Origin of the sequence: Paenibacillus sp. FSL W8-0439, assembly GCF_038008995.1 — a bacterium.
Taxonomy (GTDB): domain Bacteria; phylum Bacillota; class Bacilli; order Paenibacillales; family Paenibacillaceae; genus Paenibacillus; species Paenibacillus polymyxa.
This window is the reverse complement of the sequence record NZ_JBBPAK010000001.1, coordinates 4,185,110-4,205,046: the sequence shown is the minus strand read 5'-3', so window position 1 is coordinate 4,205,046 and position 19,937 is coordinate 4,185,110. Positions and strand designations below refer to the sequence as shown.

The window sequence follows — 19,937 nt, the reverse complement described above, 5'->3', positions numbered from 1 at the left end:
CATGCGTACGATGAGAGCCAAAATTCTGCTGTCCCTGTCCATTGCCATGCTGATTACTGTCTGTATTACGGTGGTCTTATTTATTAGGCTCATCGATGACATTCTGGTGAATCAGGCCAAATCCAAGCTTCATGAGCAGGCGCGCAAAGCCGTCCACATTATGAGTGACGGAGGCTTTGATCGACTGGATAATGCCGAATTTAACTATGTTATCAAGGGTGTGCTTTTATCTGCCGATTACTTTATTTTAAGCACGGATAACCGCATCATCGACTCCAGCGTCTCTGGGATGGAAGGCAAAAAGATCGAGCATTTGCTTTTGACCCGCCAAGGATTTTTTGCATCGGTTCATCCCTCTGCCCACGATCTGGTTACTACACATGAAGGCGTTGCGGTGCTTCAAGGTAAAAAGGTGTTGTTTACGAATGAAGAATTGCCCGGACAACCTTTCCGCATCTTTGTATACTCACCCTTATCTTCTTTGAGAGCCCTATATGTACCGTTAATGAGAACTACGTTACTATCGATCGTAGCGAGTTTTCTGGTGATTCTCGTTATTGGTCTGATGATTGTTTCACGTCTGGTGCGTCCACTCAAACGATTGAAAGAGGCGGTAGGCAACTATGAGCCGAATCAGCCACAAGATAGTGAGTTTCCGCAGGCGGACAAAAGCGAAATTGGCGAACTAATAGGCACCTTTCATTCCATGTCCGCCCGCATTCAGCAGCACCACCACAGCCAAATTGAATTTCTGCAAAATGTATCACACGAGCTAAGGACACCGTTAATGTCCATTCAAGGTTATGTATATGCCATTCAGGATCAAGTAGTATCCCAGGACGAGGGACTGAGCATCATTAAAGTGCAATCCCAGCGATTAATTGATATGGTAGAAAAGTTGCTTCAGCTATCGAGGCTGGAGGCGTTGAATGAGGAATGGCCTGTCTCTCTGATTGATCTGAGAAGTATGGCGGAGGACGCTGTTCATCTATTGATGCCGATGGCCAGTGAACGCTCAATCTCGCTTCGAGTGGAGGGAGAGGGTCTGCATGTGGCCGTTCCGGCTGAGCAATTATTTCGCATGATATTGAATTTGCTGCAAAATGCAGTTCGACACACCTCTACGGAGGTTGTCATTCATTTGGAGACGGGGACAACGGCGGAGGTTGTGTGGGTTATGCATGTAGATGATGATGGGAGAGGACTAACCGAGTCTGAAGCAGCCGAGGTGTTTGGAAGATTCTATACAGGATCAAATGGCGTCACGGGACTAGGATTGGCCATCTGCCGTCAAATAGCCTCCCGACTGAATGGAGAACTACTTTGCACACGATCGCCATTAGGTGGTGCACGCTTCAGTTACATTCAACACATGTTATAAATGAGGCAAAAATGGTTAAAAATGATCACTTTTTCGCTTATATATACCACTAACGTGACATATCATGAAAGGTTTTTGGTGATATTTTAGATATTGCTTGACTGGCAGGTACTAAAATGAGTAAAATTATTCGTATATACCTTGACTCATGAACGTCGTTTTTTTAGATAGTGGTCAATAATAGTGATGAATAATAAATGAAAGAGTGATGAGATGAACCGCCTTTTGGAAGTGAAGGACTTAACGATATCTTTCAAGACCCGTCAGGGACTAGTGCAGGCCATTCGTGGCGTAAACTTTCATGTCAATAAAGGAGAGACGCTGGCGATTGTCGGCGAATCCGGCTCAGGCAAAAGCGTAACCTCACAAGCTGTTATGAAGCTGATCCCGACCCCTCCAGGCATTTATCAAAAGGGTCAAATTATGTTTGACGGACAAGAGCTGATTAATAAAACGGAAAAGCAGATGCAAAAAATTCGTGGTAAGGAAATTGGCCTGATTTCTCAGGACCCAATGACTTCACTTAACCCGACGATGAAAGTCGGTAAGCAGATCACGGAAGTGCTTTTCAAGCATGAAAAGATATCCAAGGACGCTGCTCGCAAGCGGGGGATTGAATTGCTGAATCTGGTAGGTATTCCGCATCCTGAACAGCGTTTTAACCAATATCCGCATGAATTTAGTGGCGGTATGCGTCAACGTGTCGTCATTGCGATGGCATTGGCTGCTAATCCGAAACTTCTGATTGCCGATGAGCCGACGACTGCGCTGGACGTAACGATTCAAGCTCAAATTTTGGAACTGATGAAGGATCTTCAGAAAAAGATTGATACTTCTATCATCTTTATTACTCATGACCTCGGTGTTGTGGCGAAGATGGCGGATCGCGTTGCTGTTATGTATGCAGGGCAAATCGTGGAAACAGGTACGGTTAATGAAATTTTCTATAACCCAAAACATCCATATACATGGGGACTCCTTGCTTCCATGCCTAGTTTGGACAGCCATGGTCAGAAGCTGGCTGCGATCCCGGGAACACCACCGGATCTGCTTCACCCACCTGTAGGGGATGCGTTTGCAGCCCGCAGTTCTTATGCCATGAAAATTGACTTTGAGAAAGAGCCTCCGCTCTATCAATTGTCTGACACACACTTTGTGAAATCATGGTTGCTTCATCCAGATGCACCTGCAGTTGAGCCACCAGAAGCGGTGAAGGCTAAACTTCGCAAGCTGGATAACGCATTTGAAAAGCCGGTTTTAGTTGAACAATACGGCAGTTAAAGCAATATATAATTTATAAATAAACAGATGATAAATAAAAAAAAGGCTGTTTCCTCCGTATGGAATAATATTACGGAGGAAACAGCCTTTTTGGTGTCACACCACAGGTTGCATGAGTCTGTGGTGATTTGTATTATACGGTAGCGCTTACAGCTTGCCGGAACCGGCTTGGGAAGTGACCTCTGCCTTCACGCTGGCGGATGGGGAAATTTTATCGTTCAAGGATGGCTTCCAGCCTACAGAGGAGCTAAGACCCGCGCTGGAGCCTGCGTTTACGGCCTGTCCATTCAGAAGTGTGCCAGTATCTGACAAGGCAGTCCCACCAAAAACAGTCACAATTTTGGCTGCGGACAGTCCCGCAACGTCAATGACATTGTTTTCAGCAAAGATTTTGGAGGATTTGCCTGCGCCCCATATATACAGCGTAGGGTATTCAGAGCGTTTTACATCACCTGTATAGTAATTGTTATAGAGATGGACTTGTCCATAACGTACGCGCGGTGTGCGTTGTACTGTATTCTCATAATAATTGTGATGCAGGGTTACACGTAAAGCCCCTTCATCTGCTGTTTTGCTGTCGCTGTTGCCGATAATGGATGTTTTGTCATGATCGTAAAAGTGATTGTATGAAACGGTAACCAGATCACCCTGGTTAATCACATCGAGCAGTCCATCATGATGTTGGTATTCTTGACCGTAGAAGGTGCCGTTTCCGCTATCGGGGTGAGCCCCGTCATTGAACGTATTGTGATCCACCCATACATGCGTAGCTCCGTTAATGGTAATGCTGTCATATTCTGAATTCCAGTTGCCTGTGCTGCCGTCAGTTGGGTCCCACTGCGGGAAATAATCGTAGGCATCCTGAAACTCAATATTACGGATAATGACGTTGTCTGTACCCTTTTTCAGTTGGAAGTTTGCACCATTAATGATAGCATTGTTGCCCAGACCGACAATCGTTGTATTGGATGGGATTTCAATAACGATACGACTAGCTTGATTCTTCTGTGATGCCTTACGTGCGTCTTCCAATGTACCAGAAGGAACCTTTTTACCCCATGTAGACGGATCATACGCCTTGAGATACGCATTGAAATCATACTTAGGGTCTTTGTAATCGTTCAATCCTAGCGTTTTATTATTGTCATCGACATTGGCATTGATTGTACCTTTGACATAAATAATTTTAGGTGTAGTGTTGCTGCTTTTGCCTAACGCATCGACAAGTTGTTTGCGGTTCGTTACGGTGAAAGTATTGGAGGAAGTAGCAGTAGCTCCACCTGTCGTGCCTGTAGAAAAGGCGGCCCAACCGTTTTTGCTGCCAAGTGTCTCCTTGCCAATATCGCTTGCTGCATGAGCAGGTGCACCCATAGGAGCCAGAGTAGCGAACAATAACACGGCTGCGATTCCGAGTGAACATCTCTTTTTCATAAAATACCTCCGTATATTGGATAAATGGAGTAGACGAACGAGGGAGTCCCGGGTGCTCCTGTAGTTTCTACATGTTCTATCATACTTTGTGTACCAGTATTTGTTAATATAATAAAAGTTACATACTAAAATTTTTGTCGAATTTTTAAATAATTCAATAGAGACCTTCTTTTTCCAATCAAAATGCATATATATAAATGAAAACGTTAACAATCATAGGAAGTGGGAATTGTATATATGATTATATGGAGTTATTTCAGTGAATAAAGATAAAATAGTTTTTCTGATAATGTTAACGATTCCAAGTCAAAAAGTGATGAAAAATGACAGGAGAATTATGGATTTTTGTAGTACCCTCAGGTACAATGCTTGTAATAAAGCTGAGGAGGAATCGGCATCATGGCAGAGGATTTAGCAAATGTATTGAAGTTGTTGAAGCAAAAAGAGTGGGTGGACTTGTCCCATGCCTTTTATCCTGAAATTCCCCATTTTCCGGTTTTCGATAACGTTCAGGTGGATACCCTGTTTACCCACGACGATGGCTTTTTTGTAAAACAATACTGCTTTCCAGGGCAGTATGGAACTCATATTGACGCTCCCGTTCATTTTGTGAAGGGGAAACGTTATTTACATGAGCTTTCGTTGAAGGAGCTGGTTTTACCGTTGGTTGTCATTGACCGTTCAGCAGCCGTTGCAGCCAATTCCGACTATGAGCTTACGGTCGCGGATATTCTGGATTTTGAAAAAGAGCACGGACGTATTGCCGAACAGTCCTTTGCCGCCTTTCGCAGTGATTGGAGCAAGCGCTGGCCTAATCCAGATGCCTTCTCGAACAAGGACAATGCCGGAGATGCACACTGCCCAGGCTGGTCGCTGGATGCGCTGCGCTTTTTGGTAGAAGAACGGAATGTTGCTGCTATCGGGCATGAAACACTGGATACGGACTCCTCTGTAGCTTATCGAAAAGCGGGCAAACTGGTAGGGGAATATTACATATTGGAGCAGGATCGATATCAAGTTGAGGTGCTGACAAATTTGGACAAGCTGCCTCCGACGGGCGCAATCATTTATAATATCGTTCCGAGCATTCAGGATTCACCCGGTTTTCCGGTGCGCTCCTTTGCTATTTTGCCTTAATCTTGAGTTTAAAAGACCGATTCAGATATCGACATCTGAATCGGTCTTTTTCTAGCGTATACGGGGTAGTGTACAGCGTGAATGACCATTCAGTCCGGCTTGGTTCAAAATCATTGAAACGCCTTATGTGATAATCGTTACAGTAGGGGCCGAGATGGTAGGCTGAGTGGTGATAGTAGAGGTTGTACCGCTAAAATCTGCTATTTCTATAACAACCGGGACACCTGGTGTAATATCTACGGAGGCAATGACCAGACTTGCTGTGGTGAGGGTGAATAAGGAGCTCTGCTGAATGACTCCGTTAATATAATAATTAGAAGAATCTGTGGCTGTTAATGCCGGTAAAGCAACCACGGGAGCATCGGCGTCATCTACGAAGCTGGCAGCAGGAACAGTTGTTTCTGTTGCTCCAATCATCCCGGCTGTAATGGTTGCAAAAAAACGGGTAGTTGCTGGGGTTATGGTCGTGGTTATAGCACCCCCCGTTGACACTGGAGCCGTGGCTACTGCTGTAAATACAGGTTTTATGATTGGCATAGTTCTCATCTCCTTTCTTTACTGATATGTGGTATGAGCCATTCGCTGGCTCTTAATCAATAAATGATTTTTCAACCTATTCGGAAACGGCATATGAACCTTTCTATTAATAATAGGGTAAATGGAGAAGGCCCTATTTTACTGCACAAAAATGAAAGCGAATACTTGGAATCTGCATGCTACAAATGCCTAAGACCCTAATGGGAGATGTGCATACAATACATAAGCATGAGAGGAGGAGGTGTGTACGGCTGGTATGAGGAGACGTGATGCATCACTAAGAAGGCAAGGAAAGAGAACAGTACATTGCAAGATCAACAAACGAAAAAAGTGTAAGCCCAGGTATCCATTCAAAGGTAAAACAAAAACGGGATTGCATGCCCAAAAGCATCCAAAGCTAATTATTGTACAACGGCGCTTCAGAAATACTCCTGCTAAACGGAAGAGGATGGAGCATACAGGAAAGCAAGGTCTGCCCTGTTCAGCAGGTCTTCCAGGTGAAGCCGGGGTGCCAGGAGCGCCAGGAGTGCCGGGAGTGCCGGGAACTGCGGGAATACCAGGAATACAGGGCCCTGCAGGAACACAGGGAGCACCGGGAGTGCCCGGTCCAGCTGGAGCTCAAGGTAGTGCAGGCGCAACAGGTGCACCCGGTCCAACCGGGGCACGGGGCGTAACCGGTCCTACTGGAGCCCAAGGTATAACGGGTCCAACCGGTCCGGCACCTGACATCTCCAATATTGAAATTGTCCCTACGGCTGAGCGGTATTTTTATTTTAGTCCTGATCCGATTGAATCTTCAGTCACGATTATGGCGGATCAATTTTCTGTAGATGGTGTGCAAGGAGCTTCTCAGAGGTTTCATGTCGGAAGCAATAGTTATGCTAATCTGTATATTAACGGGATGTTACAAGAAAGAACGTTGTTCAGCTTGACACCTTCATCGCTGACGATTCACCTCCGCGAAGGGGAGACAATTTCCTCCGGCACACCTATTATTGTGGAAATTGTTCAATTTAGTGTGCGATACAGTGCATGACATTGCTCGCGATGAATACTTCAAGTAATGGACATTATTTTAAAACCAAAAATGGTTATAGGGTGCAGGTCCTTCAATACGAACACCGAGTTGTTCGGCTGCCTGTCTGGGCCAGAATGGATTACGCAGCAGTTCCCGGCCTACCGCAACCAGATTCGCCCGACCATTACGCAAAATTTCCTTGGCTTGAATACCGTGAGTAATCAAGCCTACGGCTGCGGTAGCTATACCAGCAGTCTGACGAAATTCAATGACATCTATTCCAGCTTGCGAAGCCCGTACAGCGGCATCTCTGAAGGCAAGCACAAGATTATGGATTTCTTCTAAAGACAGTGCGGAGGTCGCCCGTTCGCGGTGAGGCAAACCAGAGGCGGATACAGCTGTTTCTTGAGGCAACGAGCCCTTGCGTCCGACATGCCAAAGCTGGAGACCGACTTTAGAGCCTTGGTCATGAATGGCTTGCACCACTTTTTGCAGCGGGGAAATGTGCTTGTCGCTCCATATGCCAAGGCTGCCTGAATCATTTCCCTGCTGGGTGACTGCATGCACTTCAAGCATGATTAGCCCCACTTGTCCTAACGTCCTAGCGCCGTAATGCAGCGTATGCCAATCGGTTGCTTTTCCGTCTTCTGCCGCTGAGACGGTACCCATGGGAGACATCATAATCCGATTTTTTAGCTCTACATCGCGTATTTGAAGTGGTTGAAACAGTAAGCTCTATTGGGTTCACTCCTTTTTATTAACGGTTCAGAACGCTCGCCTTATTTCGGTTACATATGTATTTTATGGGAATAAAATGAGGCGATACACGTATCATTTAACGTATTCATGAACATTCACTTATAAAAACATGGTATTTTAGGTTTATTACGATGGATTTTAAATTAAGCACATAGACAGGATGAGCATGCATAAATATGACTTGCGTTTTAGTTAGTTTTCACTTACTATAATTTTATGAACAAGAAAACACATGTAGACAGCAAAAAGAAAGATATTCTACAGGCAGCGATGTGCTTATTTGCAACCAAAGGGATTGACGGGATTTCAGTCAAAGAAATTGGAGAGGCTGCCGGTGTGACGGATGCCGCGATTTATAAGCATTTTAAGAGTAAAGATGCAATGGCCTTGGAGGTATTCGGGCAATATTGTAATAGCTACACCACCTTAATTGACTTCTATCGCAAGCAGAGTGGGAGCTTCGTCAGCCGTTTCCATCAACTGGTGGATGAAGTGCTGAATATGCATGATGAGGACCAGTATGGATTGCTTCTACTATCACAGCATCATGAGCTGTATGTTGAAGCAAGCCAGAGCCAGAATGTGCGTCAGCCGCTGGAGGCGTTGACTGAATTCATCGAACAGGGGATTCAACAAGGTGAACTGCCGAAGCAGGATGTTCAGCTATCCGGTGTGCTCATCATTGGAGCCATTACACGCTTGTCCGTGTCCAGCCTGGAAGGGGAACTTCCACAGCAACTGGCTCCATTGGCAGCAGAGGTCAAACAACGTTTAACTGCTTTATTAAGAAAAGGTCTGTAGTGACCTTTTCTTTTTAAATATAAAGTTAGTGTTTTCTAACTAAAGTCATAATATGAAGGTAGGAAGTGGCTTATATGTCTAAAAAAATATTGGTGATTCAAGGGAATCCGGTCGCTGGCAGTTATGGTGAAGCGCTGGCTCAATCCTATGTAAAAGGAGCGAAGGCTGCAGGAGCAGAGGTTCGTTTGTTGCAGCTATCCGCGTTGGACTTTAATCTAAATCTATTAGGTGGATATCGTAATAAATTGCCGTTGGAACCTGATTTGATCCAAGCACAGGAGTCGATTAAATGGGCAGAACATCTCGTTTTTGTCTTTCCAATCTGGTGGGGCAGCTTGCCTGCATTAATGAAAGGATTCATTGACCGTACCTTTATGCCGGGGTTTGCGTTTAAGTATCAAAAAGGAAAACCCCTGCCTGACAAGCTTCTAAAAGGAAGAACAGCCCGCCTCATTACAACGATGGACGGTCCGTACTGGTACTATCGATTTTTCCAGGGACAGCCTGGGCATCGGATGATGAAGGATTCCACACTACATTTATGCGGTGTCAAGCCAGTGCGTTCTACGACCATTGATCTTATGAATAAGAGGACAGATCAACAGCGTAACGAATGGCTGAGCAAGGTCGAGCAACTAGGTCGAAGCATGAGCTAGGTTGCCGGTTTGGGACCAGCGTGTTTGTCCTAACCAAAAGTAACGGCCTGTGACCTACAGTTCCAGTATGGAACATACAGATTCACAGGCCCAGTTCATTTTCATTCATGGTGGCGGCCGTTAAGCCATAGTAGTTAGGGACAGCCCCTTGACTTATAAAGCACGATTGAATTTCTCGACAAAATGTTCAATGACGGGGTGAATTCGTGAGTCGTCCACTAAGGACATCTTTTCCGGTTTGAACAATTGAATTTTTTTAAAATAATAATAATCATTGAGGACTTGTTGAATGGTTATTTGGTTATAAAGCAAATACTTCACATTCATGATTTCCCGGAGCAAAATATCGTCTTGAAGTAAAATGAACTTCTCATTAATCGGATTAAAAACCCCTTTGTCCTTCCCATCTTGATAAAATTTAAGGGTCTGCTGTTCCCTTTTATCCAATGCAGTCTTCAAAACTTCGTACAATTCTGGAAATACCATTTGTAAATCCTTCAGAAACACATCAGATATTTTGCCAACTAACGATACCGATTGTTCAAACAATTGCTGAAACCAAACCCCGAATGATCGATCGTCATCCTCATTGGTACGATCCTCTAGCTGTTCTATATAGTCAACAAAAATGCGAACGACGCCTTCGATGACTTCTTCTTTTGAAGAAAAATTCTTGTACATCGTTGCTCTGCTAACATCCATGAATTTAGCAATATCGTCCATCCTCATTTGTTGAAACCCGTCCTTCATGAGGGACGGAATCAGTTTTTTCAGCAGCTTGTTTTTTGCTTTATCTTGCTGATTCTCCATTGACATTTACGCTCCCCCTTATCTGTTCCTTCTATTATACACGTTTCCAATAGGATATAAACGATTTATACAATATAGACAATTTATATGTATTTTGTTTACTTTGTTTTTGTTGTGTGCTATCATTCTTTTTAGCAAGAGCACGAAGGGGACATCTCCTAAATGAATTCAAAAGGAGTTATTTAAATGAGAACAATTAATCGAGTTTATATCAACGGGGAATTTGTAAAGCCTTATGGCACAGAGGTACAAGAACTTATTAATCCTTCAACTAGGGAAATCATCGGACGTGTCACTTTAGGGAACGAAGAGGATGCCAAACGAGCAATCGCGGCAGCAAAAAAAGCCTTTAAGACTTTCTCACGAACTTCAGTGGAAGAGCGCAGACAAATACTGCAAAGACTACATGACGCAGTTATGAGAAAATTAGAAGTACTGATGGAGGCTAACATCAATGAATATGGTGCTCCGAAGACCGCTGCCATTGGCCGAGTTAAACTGGCGGCTACGAATTTTTTGGACACGAAAGAAGCACTTGAGGAATTCAATTTCGTTAAGTATATCGGGAAAGCGAAAGTAGTAGCAGAGCCAATTGGAGTTATTGGAATTATTACTCCCTGGAATGCAACTTACTCTCAGATTACTGCAAAGCTTGCTTCTGCCATAGCTGCCGGCTGTCCAGTGGTAATCAAGCCAAGTGAACTTAGCGCAATTCAGGCACATCTGATCACTGAATGTTTCCATGAGGCTGATATTCCAACTGGTGTTATTAATGTAGTTCATGGTCTTGGCCAAACGGTTGGATTCGAACTGACCCGCAATCCGGATATTGCAATGATCACCTTCACTGGTTCCACTCGAACAGGGAAAGAAATTCGGAGAGGTGCTGTAGATTCGATGAAGCGGGTCACGCTGGAACTAGGCGGCAAATCGCCGAATATCATCTTAGATGACGCCGATTTTTCCACGGCAATTCCGACCGCTGTAAGACAGTGTTATAACAATAATGGGCAAGCTTGCGTTGCAGGGACCCGCCTTTTGGTTCCCAAGCAACGGCTGGAAGAAGTGAAACAGATAGCTAAAGAAACTGTGAAACGCATCAAAGTCGGTAATCCCTGGGAAGAAGGCACAGAACTTGGCCCAATCATAACAGAGAAGCAATACAATCAAGTTCAGCGATATATTCAGTCTGGTATTGATGAGGGTGCTGAACTGGTCATCGGAGGTCTGGGGCATCCAGAGGGGATGGAACAAGGATATTTTGTTAAACCAACGGTTTTCGCTCAGGTGACAGAAGACATGACGATCGCCAAGGAAGAAATCTTCGGTCCCGTCTTATCCATTTTAACTTACGAGACGGAAGAGGAAGCCATCGAAATGGCTAACAATACAGATTATGGTCTCGGTGCCTACGTGAGTTCCTCGGACATTGAGAAAGCCAATGAAGTGGCAACCCAAATTGCTGCTGGTGTTGTACTCATTAACGGGGCAGGTTTTGAAATGAAGGCACCGTTTGGGGGATTCAAGCAATCGGGTCTCGGCAGAGAATACGGATTACATGGGCTGGAGGAATGTTTGGAGACGAAAACCATAACAGGCTATGACTCGGCTAAATAATCAAACACAGTGCTAGATCCTCTCCCCTTAACAACTCGGCATCAGCTCGCTTCGCTGATCCTCGAATGGCGAGTGCAACGAAAAGGTTAGATTGACCTTCAAAAAGAAAAAACACCGCAATGGGAGTGACTGGCTCGCATTGCGGTGTTTGGAATCGCTCGTGTCTTCCAATCCACGTTATACAAATATAGATGCAACGATTAAAACAATTCCGATCACTAGACCAGCAGGGCCCCAATAATGCATAGGGATAAAAAACAAACTGTGCTGGGTTTCTATTCGATAGCGTTGCCCTGTTTTCATCCGTTTCTCCACCTTTTCGTAGTTCCAGCACAAACTGGACTGAAGGAGGGAAATTAGCTTTTTTAATAAACGGATTGAAGTCCTGTGCCTATTCGGCTGCTGCTTTAGCTTGCTCCACTACGAAAACGACAGGCTTCATAATCCGGCTCAGCATATCCTGCTTTGGACGATTCCAGGTAACCCAGTCATCCAGCAGCAGACCGCCTGTGTCGCCGCTATTCGGATTCAGGGACCAATACGTAAAGTACAGGTTGTTGGCACCAATATAGTCTACGAGTGCATTTTGCCATTTACCCTCAGGGGAAGACGAATCGACATTGCGACCGCCGAATTCACCAACCAGCACTGGAGCTATGTTTTGCTTACTGATGTAGCCCCAGGTTTGATCCCAGATTGCTGGCAGGTTGGACGGGAAGGTCGAGTCGTTGAACCATGGCTGCGAAGACACACCAGGACCATAGTCATGTGGTGAATATACGACACGGTTCGGCACGTCCAGTACGACAGGATAATTAGCCACACCTGTCAGGTTGCCGCCCCACCAATATTGGCTGTTGTTGCCTTGTACATTATGGTCCACACCTTCTACGAGAATCAGCCAATTTGGATTCACGGACAGAATGGCATTCCCTGCACGCTGCGCCGCGAGACGCCAGTCTGTGGAGACATCGCCTGTTCCCCAGCTTGCCTGACCGTGTGGCTCGTTGTGTAAATCTGCACCGATGACGGTAGGATTGTTTTTATAACGTTCAGCTAACATCTTCCAGTCGCTGATCCAGCGGGACTCAGGATACTGAGAGGTATACCATAGCTCGGATTGTCCACCTGAGCCTGGGCGGTGACGGTCAAGGATAATCTGAATACCGCGTTGTCCAGCTTTTTCGATCAGCTTGTCCATAATTTGAATCGGAGTCAATCCGACCAGATCAGGATTTTTGTAGTAATCAATACTGTCAGCACGGGAGCTGGAATCAAATAACTGATTGCTGTAAGGCAGACGGATGAGATTATAGCCTTCCTTTTTCACCTGATCCAGCATGTCGTCCATTGAGCGGCTCCACAGTCCATGCAAGGTGTAATTAGGGGTTTCCAGGCCGAACCAGTTCAGACCGTTAAATGCGGCCTCTTTCCCGGATTCATCTACAATCTTGTTTCCTTGGGTGTGATAATATCCTTTCACGCTGGCTGCATCTGCCGAAGGTGGAGTGTACCCATACAGTGTAAGGCCCATGACGAGGGAGGCAATGACGAAAAATGTTTTTTTGAACCCTTTTTTCTTCATGATTCTTGCTTCCTCCTTTATATAAATGATATTGTAACCGATTACATTTTCATTTTATGTTCAAATCTTCCATCAAACAAGTTCATAAAATTCGTATATTTTTAAGATTTTGTTCGAAATTATTAGATTTGCAACAAGGTATATTTAGGTTAGGAGTCCAGCATTTATGGGGTAGGGGTATGGGGTGAAGGCACGTTTCAACTCATATTTATTATATTTTCCTCCTGTAAAAGAAGGTATATAATAAAGGAAATTCACTTACATACAGGTTGCAGAGTACAGATATAGTGAAAATGAGCACATGCCTAATACGCAAATATAGAAAGGGGGGGAATCATGGTAACAACGATGAAAGAAGTCGCAGAACGTGCAGGGGTGTCGAAGAGCACAGTTTCGCAGTTTCTGAATAAAAGATACAACTATATGAGTGAAAGCACCAAGAAGAAGATTGAGCAAGCGATTGAGGAGCTCAGTTATATTCCCAATGAGGTGGCGCGCAGTCTCAAGCAAAAGAAGACTTTTATTGTGGGGGTTATTTCTTCAACTATTTTGTCGAGATTTACAACAGAGATTGTGCGCGCGATTGAAGATGAATGCCAACTGGAAAATGTCCAGGTCATTGTCTGCAATACCGATGATGATTCCCTCAAAGAGAAAAAGTACGTCCAGTCGATGATTGCTCGGCAAGTGGATGGACTTATTATTTTTCCTACAGAAGAGAACAAAAAATTATATGTTTCCCTTGTCAAAAATGGCTATCCGTTCGTGTTTGTGGACCGAAAAATTGATGAAATCAGCGTAGACACGGTGCTGTTGAATAATGAAAAAGCTAGCGAGCTTGCGATTGAAGCACTGATTGAGCATGGTCACAAAAACATTGGCATCATCACGTTTCCTCTAGGCAAAAAAGCGATTACTACACGAAGTGAGCGGCTATCCGGCTATAGGAATACACTCGGCAAACATGATATATCCGTGCATGAAAACTATATCAAAAGCGGCAGGCTGGATGAAATGCCTGATCTTATTAGACAACTATTTCATATGGAGAACCCGCCTACCGCAATCCTTGCTACGAATGACATGATTTTGGAGCAGGTGCTGATCTATGCCAAAAATAATCATCTGACCATACCTAACGATTTTTCCTTGATTGGGATAGATGATGTATCCTTTGCATCTTTTTATAATCCGCCGATCACTACCGTTTCCCAGCCGAGTTTTGAAATGGGGAAAAGAAGTGCGAGGCTACTGCTCGATAAAATCGATCAAAAAGAGCAGGAGCAGCCCTCAGAAATCATCCGTTTGAATCCGGTCATTAACCACAGAGAATCTGTCCAAAAGTTAAACTGAATAGTTGGAATAAGTATTTCTTCTTTTTGAAAACGTTTTTATGGATTCTATTGTAAAAAGAAAATAAAGAGCTATAATGATCTTATGATTCGAGTCATGAATACCCTTTCATGTATGTATGTTGCTGAGTGTAGTGATGACTGTAGTGATGACTGTAACTTAAAAGAGGGGAGGAGTGAACCCTAAACGGAAATTTATGATTTAACTTGTACTAAAATTCACAAAAGGCAGTTCTACTTCTTTTTACATTCCCGGAAGGGAAATTTTTTTCAAGCATTACTAAATCGATTTAGTAAGAATGAAAAATATGATAAAAGAAGGTCGGAGATCACTATGGAAATGTTTATGAGCATTATCAGGGAGCCATCCATCATTATTGCGATTGTGACATTACTCGGTCTCGTATTCCAGAGGAAGAAAGTATCCGAGATCATAACGGGAACCACCCTTTCTTTCATGGGCTTCACCATGATCAAGGTCGGCGGCGGAATTTTAGGAGGCGTGCTCACAAACTTCAGCCAAATATTTTCTTTTGCGTTCAACCTTAAAGGTGTCGTACCAAGTAATGAAGCTATCATGGCACTGACCATTGATCAGATCGGGGCGGATGCTGCACTCATTTTACTCTTTTCCATGATCCTTAACATCGTGCTTGCGCGCCTGACCAAGTTCAAGTACATTTATTTGTCTCTTCACTTGATTCTGTTCATGAGCTTTGCCGCTACAGCCGTTATGAAAGGTCTGGGTCTCAGTTCGCTGACTACAATCATCGTTGGTTCTTTGGTCATTGGGAGCTACATGGCGGTGTTTCCTTACCTGCTCCGGAATGCCAGCAAAAATATTATCAAATCGGATGAATATACAATTGCTCATGCTTCCATGACTTCTTACATTCTCGGTACCTATCTAGGAAAAGTTTTAGGCAATCGTGAACATGACACCGAAAATGTAAAAATAAATGACCGCATCAGTTTTTTGCGTGATCCCAATGTGGCAACGACCTTGACGATGCTGGTGCTTTTGTTGGTATCTGGACTGGTTGCTGGTTCTGATTATGTCAGCAAATTATCTGATGGCAAAGAATACCTCGTCTTTATCCTCGAACAATCAGCTACTTTTGCTGCCGGCTTGTATATCGCAAAAGCAGGTGTTAAGCTGTTCACGACTGAAATTGTACCCGCTTTCAAAGGCTTCTCCCAAGTGTTTGCACCTGGAGCAATCCCTGGGGTAGATGTTCTGGTACTGTTCGACAAATCACCCAATTCCGCGTTGGTAGGCTTCTTGGTCAGCTTTTTCACAGGTGTTGCCTGCGTCTTTCTTTTCCCGCTTATCGGACTGCCTGTTATTGTACCGGGGATCATGGCCTGTTTTCTCGCTGGCGGTGCAGCCGCGATATTTGGCAATTCCAGCGGTGGTTTTAGAGGAGCAGTCATTTCCAGTTGTCTTAATGGATTTTTGCTCTGTCTGCTGCCGGCTCTCACCTTACCGCTCTTTTCTTTTTTGGGTGCCGAAGGAGTGACATTCGCCGATCCCGACTTTACTATCCTTTCCGGATTACTTTGGCTTATTTTCCGCTGGTTTTAAACTAAACCGATTTATGAATCTTTAAAAATAACTCATCTTAAATAGATTGGGTTCTAAATGAGGAGGAATGATTCATGTTTTATTACGATCAAGATATTCAAATGGACACAGTAGACAGTAATACGACCCGGAAAGTGTTGGCCCACAGTGACCAGTTGATGTATGTCAAAGTGATGTTTGCTAAAGCTCAAACTGGGGAGATCCTGTTGCATAAGCATGTTCATGAACAGGTCACTTATGTATTGAAGGGAAGCTTTAAGTTCATGATCGATCATGGCGAAACCAAGGATGTGCAGATTGTTAAAGAAGGAGACAGCATTCATTTTCCATCTGACACTCTTCATGGCTGCATCCCGCTGGAGGATGACGGAATTCTGCTAGATGCATTTACACCAGCACGTGCGGACTTCTTATAAATCTCCTTACTAAGCACGGCTCTTATTAAATTGGAATCCGCTACATTTTCATTCTGATCTTTTTTAGAAGAAGACCTGCAAGTATGTTATATTTAACAAACGGCAATCGTGATAAACAGCAGTGTAGTGATTTTTAGAAAAGGATGAGATTATTTTGGAAAACAACGAAACTCAGCAGGAATTTGCAGAAGTATATGAGCAGCTTAAGGTGGCTGCAAACCGAACCTCCGATTGGAAAGCGCGTCTAGCTGCGGTGAATGATCTGGGTGCATGGAAGAACCAGCAGACAATTGACTTGCTGACGCACCGAATGAATAATGATATGGTATATACTGTTCAGGAAGCCGCTTACCACAAGCTTCAGGAATGGGGAGAAAACGTACAGCCGCCTGTGCGCAAAGAGGGTGAGCTTGTTAAGGGGCTGACGAAGATTCTGGTGCGGATTAAAAAAAGCCTGCCAGCCGACCATACCTATAACGATTTTCGCGAGAAGCTGCACAAGATGAGAGTTGATATTTATGACGCATATGAAGGCGACAAGGGTGCTGAATTTGATCAGTGGCTGGAGCAAAAATGGGCTTCGTTATCCACAAGATAATGTCTGAACCCTGTCATTGAATGTAATGCTGAGGATTATTATTGGTTATGCAAACGAAGTCTTAACAAGGATAAGGTGTTATCTTTGTTAAGGCTTTTTTAATATACATCGTTATTACGTGTTATTATCAAACGTAATGAATCCAAAGAGTGCTGGCCGTTTTCATTAATCTCTGCTAAAAAGATGCCAACAAAGGGGAACGATGCGCTAGAATAGAAAATAGAAAGCGCTATCATTATCAACTTTTCTGCAATGATTCAGGGGGAGAAGGCTTATGCGTTCAAGGTTCCAACCATTAAACACATTGCGTAATCAGATTTTTATCGGCTTTATATTGGTGATGCTCATTATGATGAGTGTGGCGGGGGCGTTCATTTACCTCAATGTCTCTGACCTGTTAAAAGACAGCGCCGAGCGGCATATTGGTCAGACCGCAGTGCAAGCAAGTGGCAGACTGGATGCATTAATCGGCCAGATGGACAGCCTGACAGAACAAGTGGCGAATCATCCATCTGTTCAGCATATTTTGCTGGAAGAGCGCAATGGAGGCAAGGTGACTTTCGGACAGCGTCAATCGCTACTGCAAGTGATGCATAGCTATCAGGCCTATATGCCGAGCGTCGGCTCGCTGGAGCTGTATACCGCCGAAGGGAAGATGTTGTTTCCAATTAGAGAAGGCAGTCTGGAGGACCGTATCGGACAGGCGGACATTCGGGAAGCAAATGAGATGAAAGGCAGGCTGGTCTGGATCGGCATAGATCCTGAAAACCCCCAGTCGCTGCTGGCGATTCGGCAGGTGAGCCTGGTGGATCGCTGGTTTTCACGCGGAGGATATCTGATTACCCGCATGGACCGAAGTTATTTTGGGCTAAATGGTACGTCAGCGACCAATGAAGAAGCAAATGAAACCATGCTGCTTGTAGATCGTGGAGGCGAGCTGCTATCGGGTGAGCCTATGAATCAGACTAATTTGTTAGATGTATTGCACAGCAAGACACAGACGGTTCATATTGGAGAGCGCGAGTATGTGAAGGCAGTTCAGCAATCGGAACGGACAGGATGGTCGTTGCTGATCCTCATTCCAGTTAGCGTCGTCACAGACGGAATTACGGTTTTACGGACGACACTTATTATTTCGGCGTCTCTTGGTGCTGTATTGTTCCTGTTCATGTCTTTTATGCTGTCAACATTGATTACCAGACCGATAGGTCAATTGATTCAGGCCATGCGTCGTTCACGGGAAGGGGCATTGGCCCTGAATCCAGAACCGGCAGCAGCGGTTGAACTACGGGAATTAAATGCAGAGTACAACACGATGATTGTCGATATCAATGAATTGATCCATGTCATTTGCGAGAAGGAGGCTTTACAAAGCCAGACCGAGCTTAAAGCACTGCAAGCGCAGATCAACCCGCATTTTCTTTTTAACACGCTGGATGCTTTTAACTGGTTGCTACAGGAGAAGGGAGAGGAAGAACTTGCCGGGCTGATGGTGTCCATGTCACGGCTGTTTCGTTATGTGATCGAACCGGCTCACCATGACTCTTGGGTGACACTTGGAGAAGAAATAGCACAAGTCCGTCGTTATCTGGAACTGATGGAGATGCGCCTGGGCGAACGCCTGAGCTGGCAAATTCATATGCCACCAGAGGCAGCAAGAATTCCGCTTCCTAAGCTGCTGATCCAGCCCATTTTAGAAAATGCAATCTTACATGGTGTCGAAAATCGCATCGGCAATGGCCGTGTTGAAATTCGAATCACTCCTTCGGCGAGGTTGGGCTGGACTAAGATCGAGGTAGTAGATAACGGACCTGGAATGACACAGGAGGAACTTGCAGCTGTGCGTACAGCGTTGATGGAGGGATCTGCTTGTCAGAGCAAGGGAACTGGTATGGGACTGGTTAATGTGCAGCGCAGGCTTGCTCTCTATTATGATAGCGCATCTTATCGAACGGACGGCGTGCTGATCCACAGTGCTGTGCAGGAAGGAACTGTGGTCGCTTTTGAAATTCCTGATGAATACGGGGGGCGGTAGGAATGCGTTTTTCATCCAAGACCATTGTTATTGTGGACGATGAACAAAGAACACGTCAGGGGATACATCAGACACTGGAGCAGTGGGCCGCCGGGAAATACCGGATTATGACATCGGGTAATGGCCTGGAGGCATTACATATGCTGCAAGCGGAAAGGGTTCATCTGCTGATTACAGATGTCCGTTTGCCGGAATTCAGCGGGCTGGATTTAATCCGCTCTCTGGAACGGGAGTCATATCGTCCGGCGATCATTGTGATCTCGGGATATGCGGAATTTGATTATGTCCAGCAGGCGCTTCGTCTCGGAGCCGTTAATTACTTGCTCAAGCCGATTGATAAGCAGGAGCTGCTGAATGCGGTAAATGAGGCGCTTCAGCTGGAAGAGGAGCGGCAGCGATACAAGAAGCTGGACAAGCTGGCTGACCCTGTTCTGCTGGAGCTTGACCTCCAAACGGCTACGCTTAGCGATCCGGTACGGCAAGCCTTCGCCTATATGGCGGAGCATCTTCACGAACCTATTACGATGGCACAGACTGCGGCGCATTCACACCTGAATGCGAGCTATTTTAGTGTTTTATTTAAGGAGCAAAGTGGTTTGTCCTTCAGCGAATATCTGCACCGGTTGCGGATTCAACGGGCCAAGGAGTTGCTGCTGCATACCCAGTTGACGATTGCCCAGATCGGCGAGCGCTCAGGCTACCGGACAGATAAATATTTTATTAAAGTATTCAAAGCGACCGAGGGGGTAAGTCCCAGCCGCTATAGGCAGCAGATGCGTAAAGGACCGGAGAATATCGACTGACATATAGGCTGCTCACAACCCAATAAAAGTGGAATTATACCCAATGAGCGTACCCTGTTGGAAGCAGGAATAGAGTGCTAAACTTACAAATGATAACGGTTACAAAAAATATAATTACAATAACGGAGGTCTAAC

18 protein-coding genes are annotated in these 19,937 nt (G+C 44.8%); 13 read left to right on the top strand and 5 right to left on the bottom strand.

Features of this window, described 5'->3' with window-relative positions; translation table 11 throughout:
- Position 1 precedes the first annotated feature (1 nt).
- Together MKX36_RS18045 and MKX36_RS18040 are read left to right on the top strand one after the other, a co-directional pair.
- Positions 2-1,381, top strand: a complete 1,380-nt coding sequence (locus tag MKX36_RS18045) for a sensor histidine kinase (RefSeq protein WP_016821907.1) — start codon at positions 2-4, stop codon at positions 1,379-1,381.
- Positions 1,382-1,594: 213 nt separating this feature from the next.
- Positions 1,595-2,662, top strand: a complete 1,068-nt coding sequence (locus tag MKX36_RS18040; RefSeq protein WP_016821906.1) for an ABC transporter ATP-binding protein — start codon at positions 1,595-1,597, stop codon at positions 2,660-2,662.
- 147 nt (positions 2,663-2,809) lie between these two features.
- On the opposite strand, the gene MKX36_RS18035 is transcribed toward MKX36_RS18040, so the two are convergent.
- Positions 2,810-4,093 (bottom strand): pectate lyase family protein, encoded by a 1,284-nt coding sequence (locus tag MKX36_RS18035; protein WP_445671822.1) that lies wholly within the window; start codon positions 4,091-4,093, stop codon positions 2,810-2,812.
- A 399-nt stretch (positions 4,094-4,492) separates the two neighbouring features.
- Between MKX36_RS18035 and MKX36_RS18030 the strand changes: the two genes are divergently transcribed.
- Complete coding sequence (locus MKX36_RS18030; RefSeq protein WP_017426786.1) at positions 4,493-5,230, top strand: cyclase family protein; 738 nt, start codon at positions 4,493-4,495, stop codon at positions 5,228-5,230.
- Between the two features lie 123 nt (positions 5,231-5,353).
- Here MKX36_RS18030 and MKX36_RS18025 read toward each other — a convergent pair whose 3' ends face one another.
- Entirely contained in the window at positions 5,354-5,767 is a 414-nt protein-coding gene (locus tag MKX36_RS18025) for a DUF4183 domain-containing protein (RefSeq protein WP_016821903.1), read from the bottom strand.
- A gap of 448 nt (positions 5,768-6,215) precedes the next feature.
- Here MKX36_RS18025 and MKX36_RS18020 point away from each other — a divergent pair, with 448 nt between their 5' ends.
- Positions 6,216-6,803 carry a DUF4183 domain-containing protein gene (locus tag MKX36_RS18020; protein ID WP_340865259.1) on the top strand — a complete coding sequence of 196 codons (588 nt, stop codon included), beginning with the start codon at positions 6,216-6,218 and terminating at the stop codon, positions 6,801-6,803.
- 39 nt (positions 6,804-6,842) lie between these two features.
- Here the strand turns inward: MKX36_RS18020 and MKX36_RS18015 are convergent, their stop codons facing one another.
- On the bottom strand, positions 6,843-7,514 hold the full coding sequence (locus MKX36_RS18015) for an oxidoreductase (RefSeq protein WP_340866127.1): 672 nt from the start codon (positions 7,512-7,514) through the stop codon (positions 6,843-6,845).
- Between the two features lie 246 nt (positions 7,515-7,760).
- On the opposite strand from MKX36_RS18015, the gene MKX36_RS18010 reads away from it, so the two are divergent.
- Positions 7,761-8,345, top strand: coding sequence for a TetR/AcrR family transcriptional regulator (locus tag MKX36_RS18010; protein WP_016821900.1), 585 nt, complete (start codon positions 7,761-7,763; stop codon positions 8,343-8,345).
- A gap of 74 nt (positions 8,346-8,419) precedes the next feature.
- A complete protein-coding gene (locus MKX36_RS18005) occupies positions 8,420-9,001 on the top strand; it encodes an NAD(P)H-dependent oxidoreductase (RefSeq protein WP_025365553.1) in 582 nt (193 codons plus the stop codon).
- Between the two features lie 153 nt (positions 9,002-9,154).
- On the opposite strand, the gene MKX36_RS18000 is transcribed toward MKX36_RS18005, so the two are convergent.
- Complete coding sequence (locus tag MKX36_RS18000) at positions 9,155-9,817, bottom strand: TetR/AcrR family transcriptional regulator (protein ID WP_016821898.1); 663 nt, start codon at positions 9,815-9,817, stop codon at positions 9,155-9,157.
- Between the two features lie 180 nt (positions 9,818-9,997).
- Between MKX36_RS18000 and MKX36_RS17995 the strand changes: the two genes are divergently transcribed.
- Positions 9,998-11,428, top strand: coding sequence for an aldehyde dehydrogenase family protein (locus MKX36_RS17995; RefSeq protein WP_340865257.1), 1,431 nt, complete (start codon positions 9,998-10,000; stop codon positions 11,426-11,428).
- Between the two features lie 391 nt (positions 11,429-11,819).
- On the opposite strand, the gene MKX36_RS17990 is transcribed toward MKX36_RS17995, so the two are convergent.
- Positions 11,820-13,013, bottom strand: a complete 1,194-nt coding sequence (locus MKX36_RS17990; protein WP_031462009.1) for a glycoside hydrolase family 5 protein — start codon at positions 13,011-13,013, stop codon at positions 11,820-11,822.
- Positions 13,014-13,349: 336 nt separating this feature from the next.
- Between MKX36_RS17990 and MKX36_RS17985 the strand changes: the two genes are divergently transcribed.
- From MKX36_RS17985 to MKX36_RS17960, 6 genes are all read left to right on the top strand, one after another.
- On the top strand, positions 13,350-14,366 hold the full coding sequence (locus MKX36_RS17985; RefSeq protein WP_257126198.1) for a substrate-binding domain-containing protein: 1,017 nt from the start codon (positions 13,350-13,352) through the stop codon (positions 14,364-14,366).
- A gap of 339 nt (positions 14,367-14,705) precedes the next feature.
- Complete coding sequence (locus MKX36_RS17980) at positions 14,706-15,950, top strand: PTS ascorbate transporter subunit IIC (protein ID WP_290403466.1); 1,245 nt, start codon at positions 14,706-14,708, stop codon at positions 15,948-15,950.
- A gap of 74 nt (positions 15,951-16,024) precedes the next feature.
- On the top strand, positions 16,025-16,366 hold the full coding sequence (locus tag MKX36_RS17975) for a cupin domain-containing protein (RefSeq protein ID WP_016821893.1): 342 nt from the start codon (positions 16,025-16,027) through the stop codon (positions 16,364-16,366).
- 154 nt (positions 16,367-16,520) lie between these two features.
- On the top strand, positions 16,521-16,964 hold the full coding sequence (locus MKX36_RS17970) for a HEAT repeat domain-containing protein (protein WP_340865255.1): 444 nt from the start codon (positions 16,521-16,523) through the stop codon (positions 16,962-16,964).
- Between the two features lie 274 nt (positions 16,965-17,238).
- Positions 17,239-18,999 (top strand): cache domain-containing sensor histidine kinase, encoded by a 1,761-nt coding sequence (locus MKX36_RS17965; RefSeq protein ID WP_340865254.1) that lies wholly within the window; start codon positions 17,239-17,241, stop codon positions 18,997-18,999.
- 2 nt (positions 19,000-19,001) lie between these two features.
- A complete protein-coding gene (locus MKX36_RS17960; RefSeq protein ID WP_340865253.1) occupies positions 19,002-19,802 on the top strand; it encodes a response regulator in 801 nt (266 codons plus the stop codon).
- Positions 19,803-19,937 lie beyond the last annotated feature (135 nt).

Excerpts from the sequence above, each read along its gene's own strand:
- MKX36_RS18045 (WP_016821907.1), top strand. The coding sequence starts at position 2 with ATGCGTACGATGAGAGCCAAAATTCTGCTGTCCCTGTCCATTGCCATG.
- MKX36_RS17980 (WP_290403466.1), top strand. The coding sequence starts at position 14,706 with ATGTTTATGAGCATTATCAGGGAGCCATCCATCATTATTGCGATTGTG.
- MKX36_RS18010 (WP_016821900.1), top strand. The coding sequence starts at position 7,761 with ATGAACAAGAAAACACATGTAGACAGCAAAAAGAAAGATATTCTACAG.
- MKX36_RS17995 (WP_340865257.1), top strand. The coding sequence starts at position 9,998 with ATGAGAACAATTAATCGAGTTTATATCAACGGGGAATTTGTAAAGCCT.
- MKX36_RS17985 (WP_257126198.1), top strand. The coding sequence starts at position 13,350 with ATGGTAACAACGATGAAAGAAGTCGCAGAACGTGCAGGGGTGTCGAAG.
- MKX36_RS17990 (WP_031462009.1), bottom strand. The coding sequence starts at position 13,013 with ATGAAGAAAAAAGGGTTCAAAAAAACATTTTTCGTCATTGCCTCCCTC.
- MKX36_RS17960 (WP_340865253.1), top strand. The coding sequence starts at position 19,002 with ATGCGTTTTTCATCCAAGACCATTGTTATTGTGGACGATGAACAAAGA.
- MKX36_RS17965 (WP_340865254.1), top strand. The coding sequence starts at position 17,239 with ATGCGTTCAAGGTTCCAACCATTAAACACATTGCGTAATCAGATTTTT.
- MKX36_RS18030 (WP_017426786.1), top strand. The coding sequence starts at position 4,493 with ATGGCAGAGGATTTAGCAAATGTATTGAAGTTGTTGAAGCAAAAAGAG.
- MKX36_RS18035 (WP_445671822.1), bottom strand. The coding sequence starts at position 4,093 with ATGAAAAAGAGATGTTCACTCGGAATCGCAGCCGTGTTATTGTTCGCT.
- MKX36_RS18005 (WP_025365553.1), top strand. The coding sequence starts at position 8,420 with ATGTCTAAAAAAATATTGGTGATTCAAGGGAATCCGGTCGCTGGCAGT.
- MKX36_RS18020 (WP_340865259.1), top strand. The coding sequence starts at position 6,216 with ATGGAGCATACAGGAAAGCAAGGTCTGCCCTGTTCAGCAGGTCTTCCA.
- MKX36_RS18025 (WP_016821903.1), bottom strand. The coding sequence starts at position 5,767 with ATGCCAATCATAAAACCTGTATTTACAGCAGTAGCCACGGCTCCAGTG.
- MKX36_RS17975 (WP_016821893.1), top strand. The coding sequence starts at position 16,025 with ATGTTTTATTACGATCAAGATATTCAAATGGACACAGTAGACAGTAAT.
- MKX36_RS18000 (WP_016821898.1), bottom strand. The coding sequence starts at position 9,817 with ATGTCAATGGAGAATCAGCAAGATAAAGCAAAAAACAAGCTGCTGAAA.
- MKX36_RS18040 (WP_016821906.1), top strand. The coding sequence starts at position 1,595 with ATGAACCGCCTTTTGGAAGTGAAGGACTTAACGATATCTTTCAAGACC.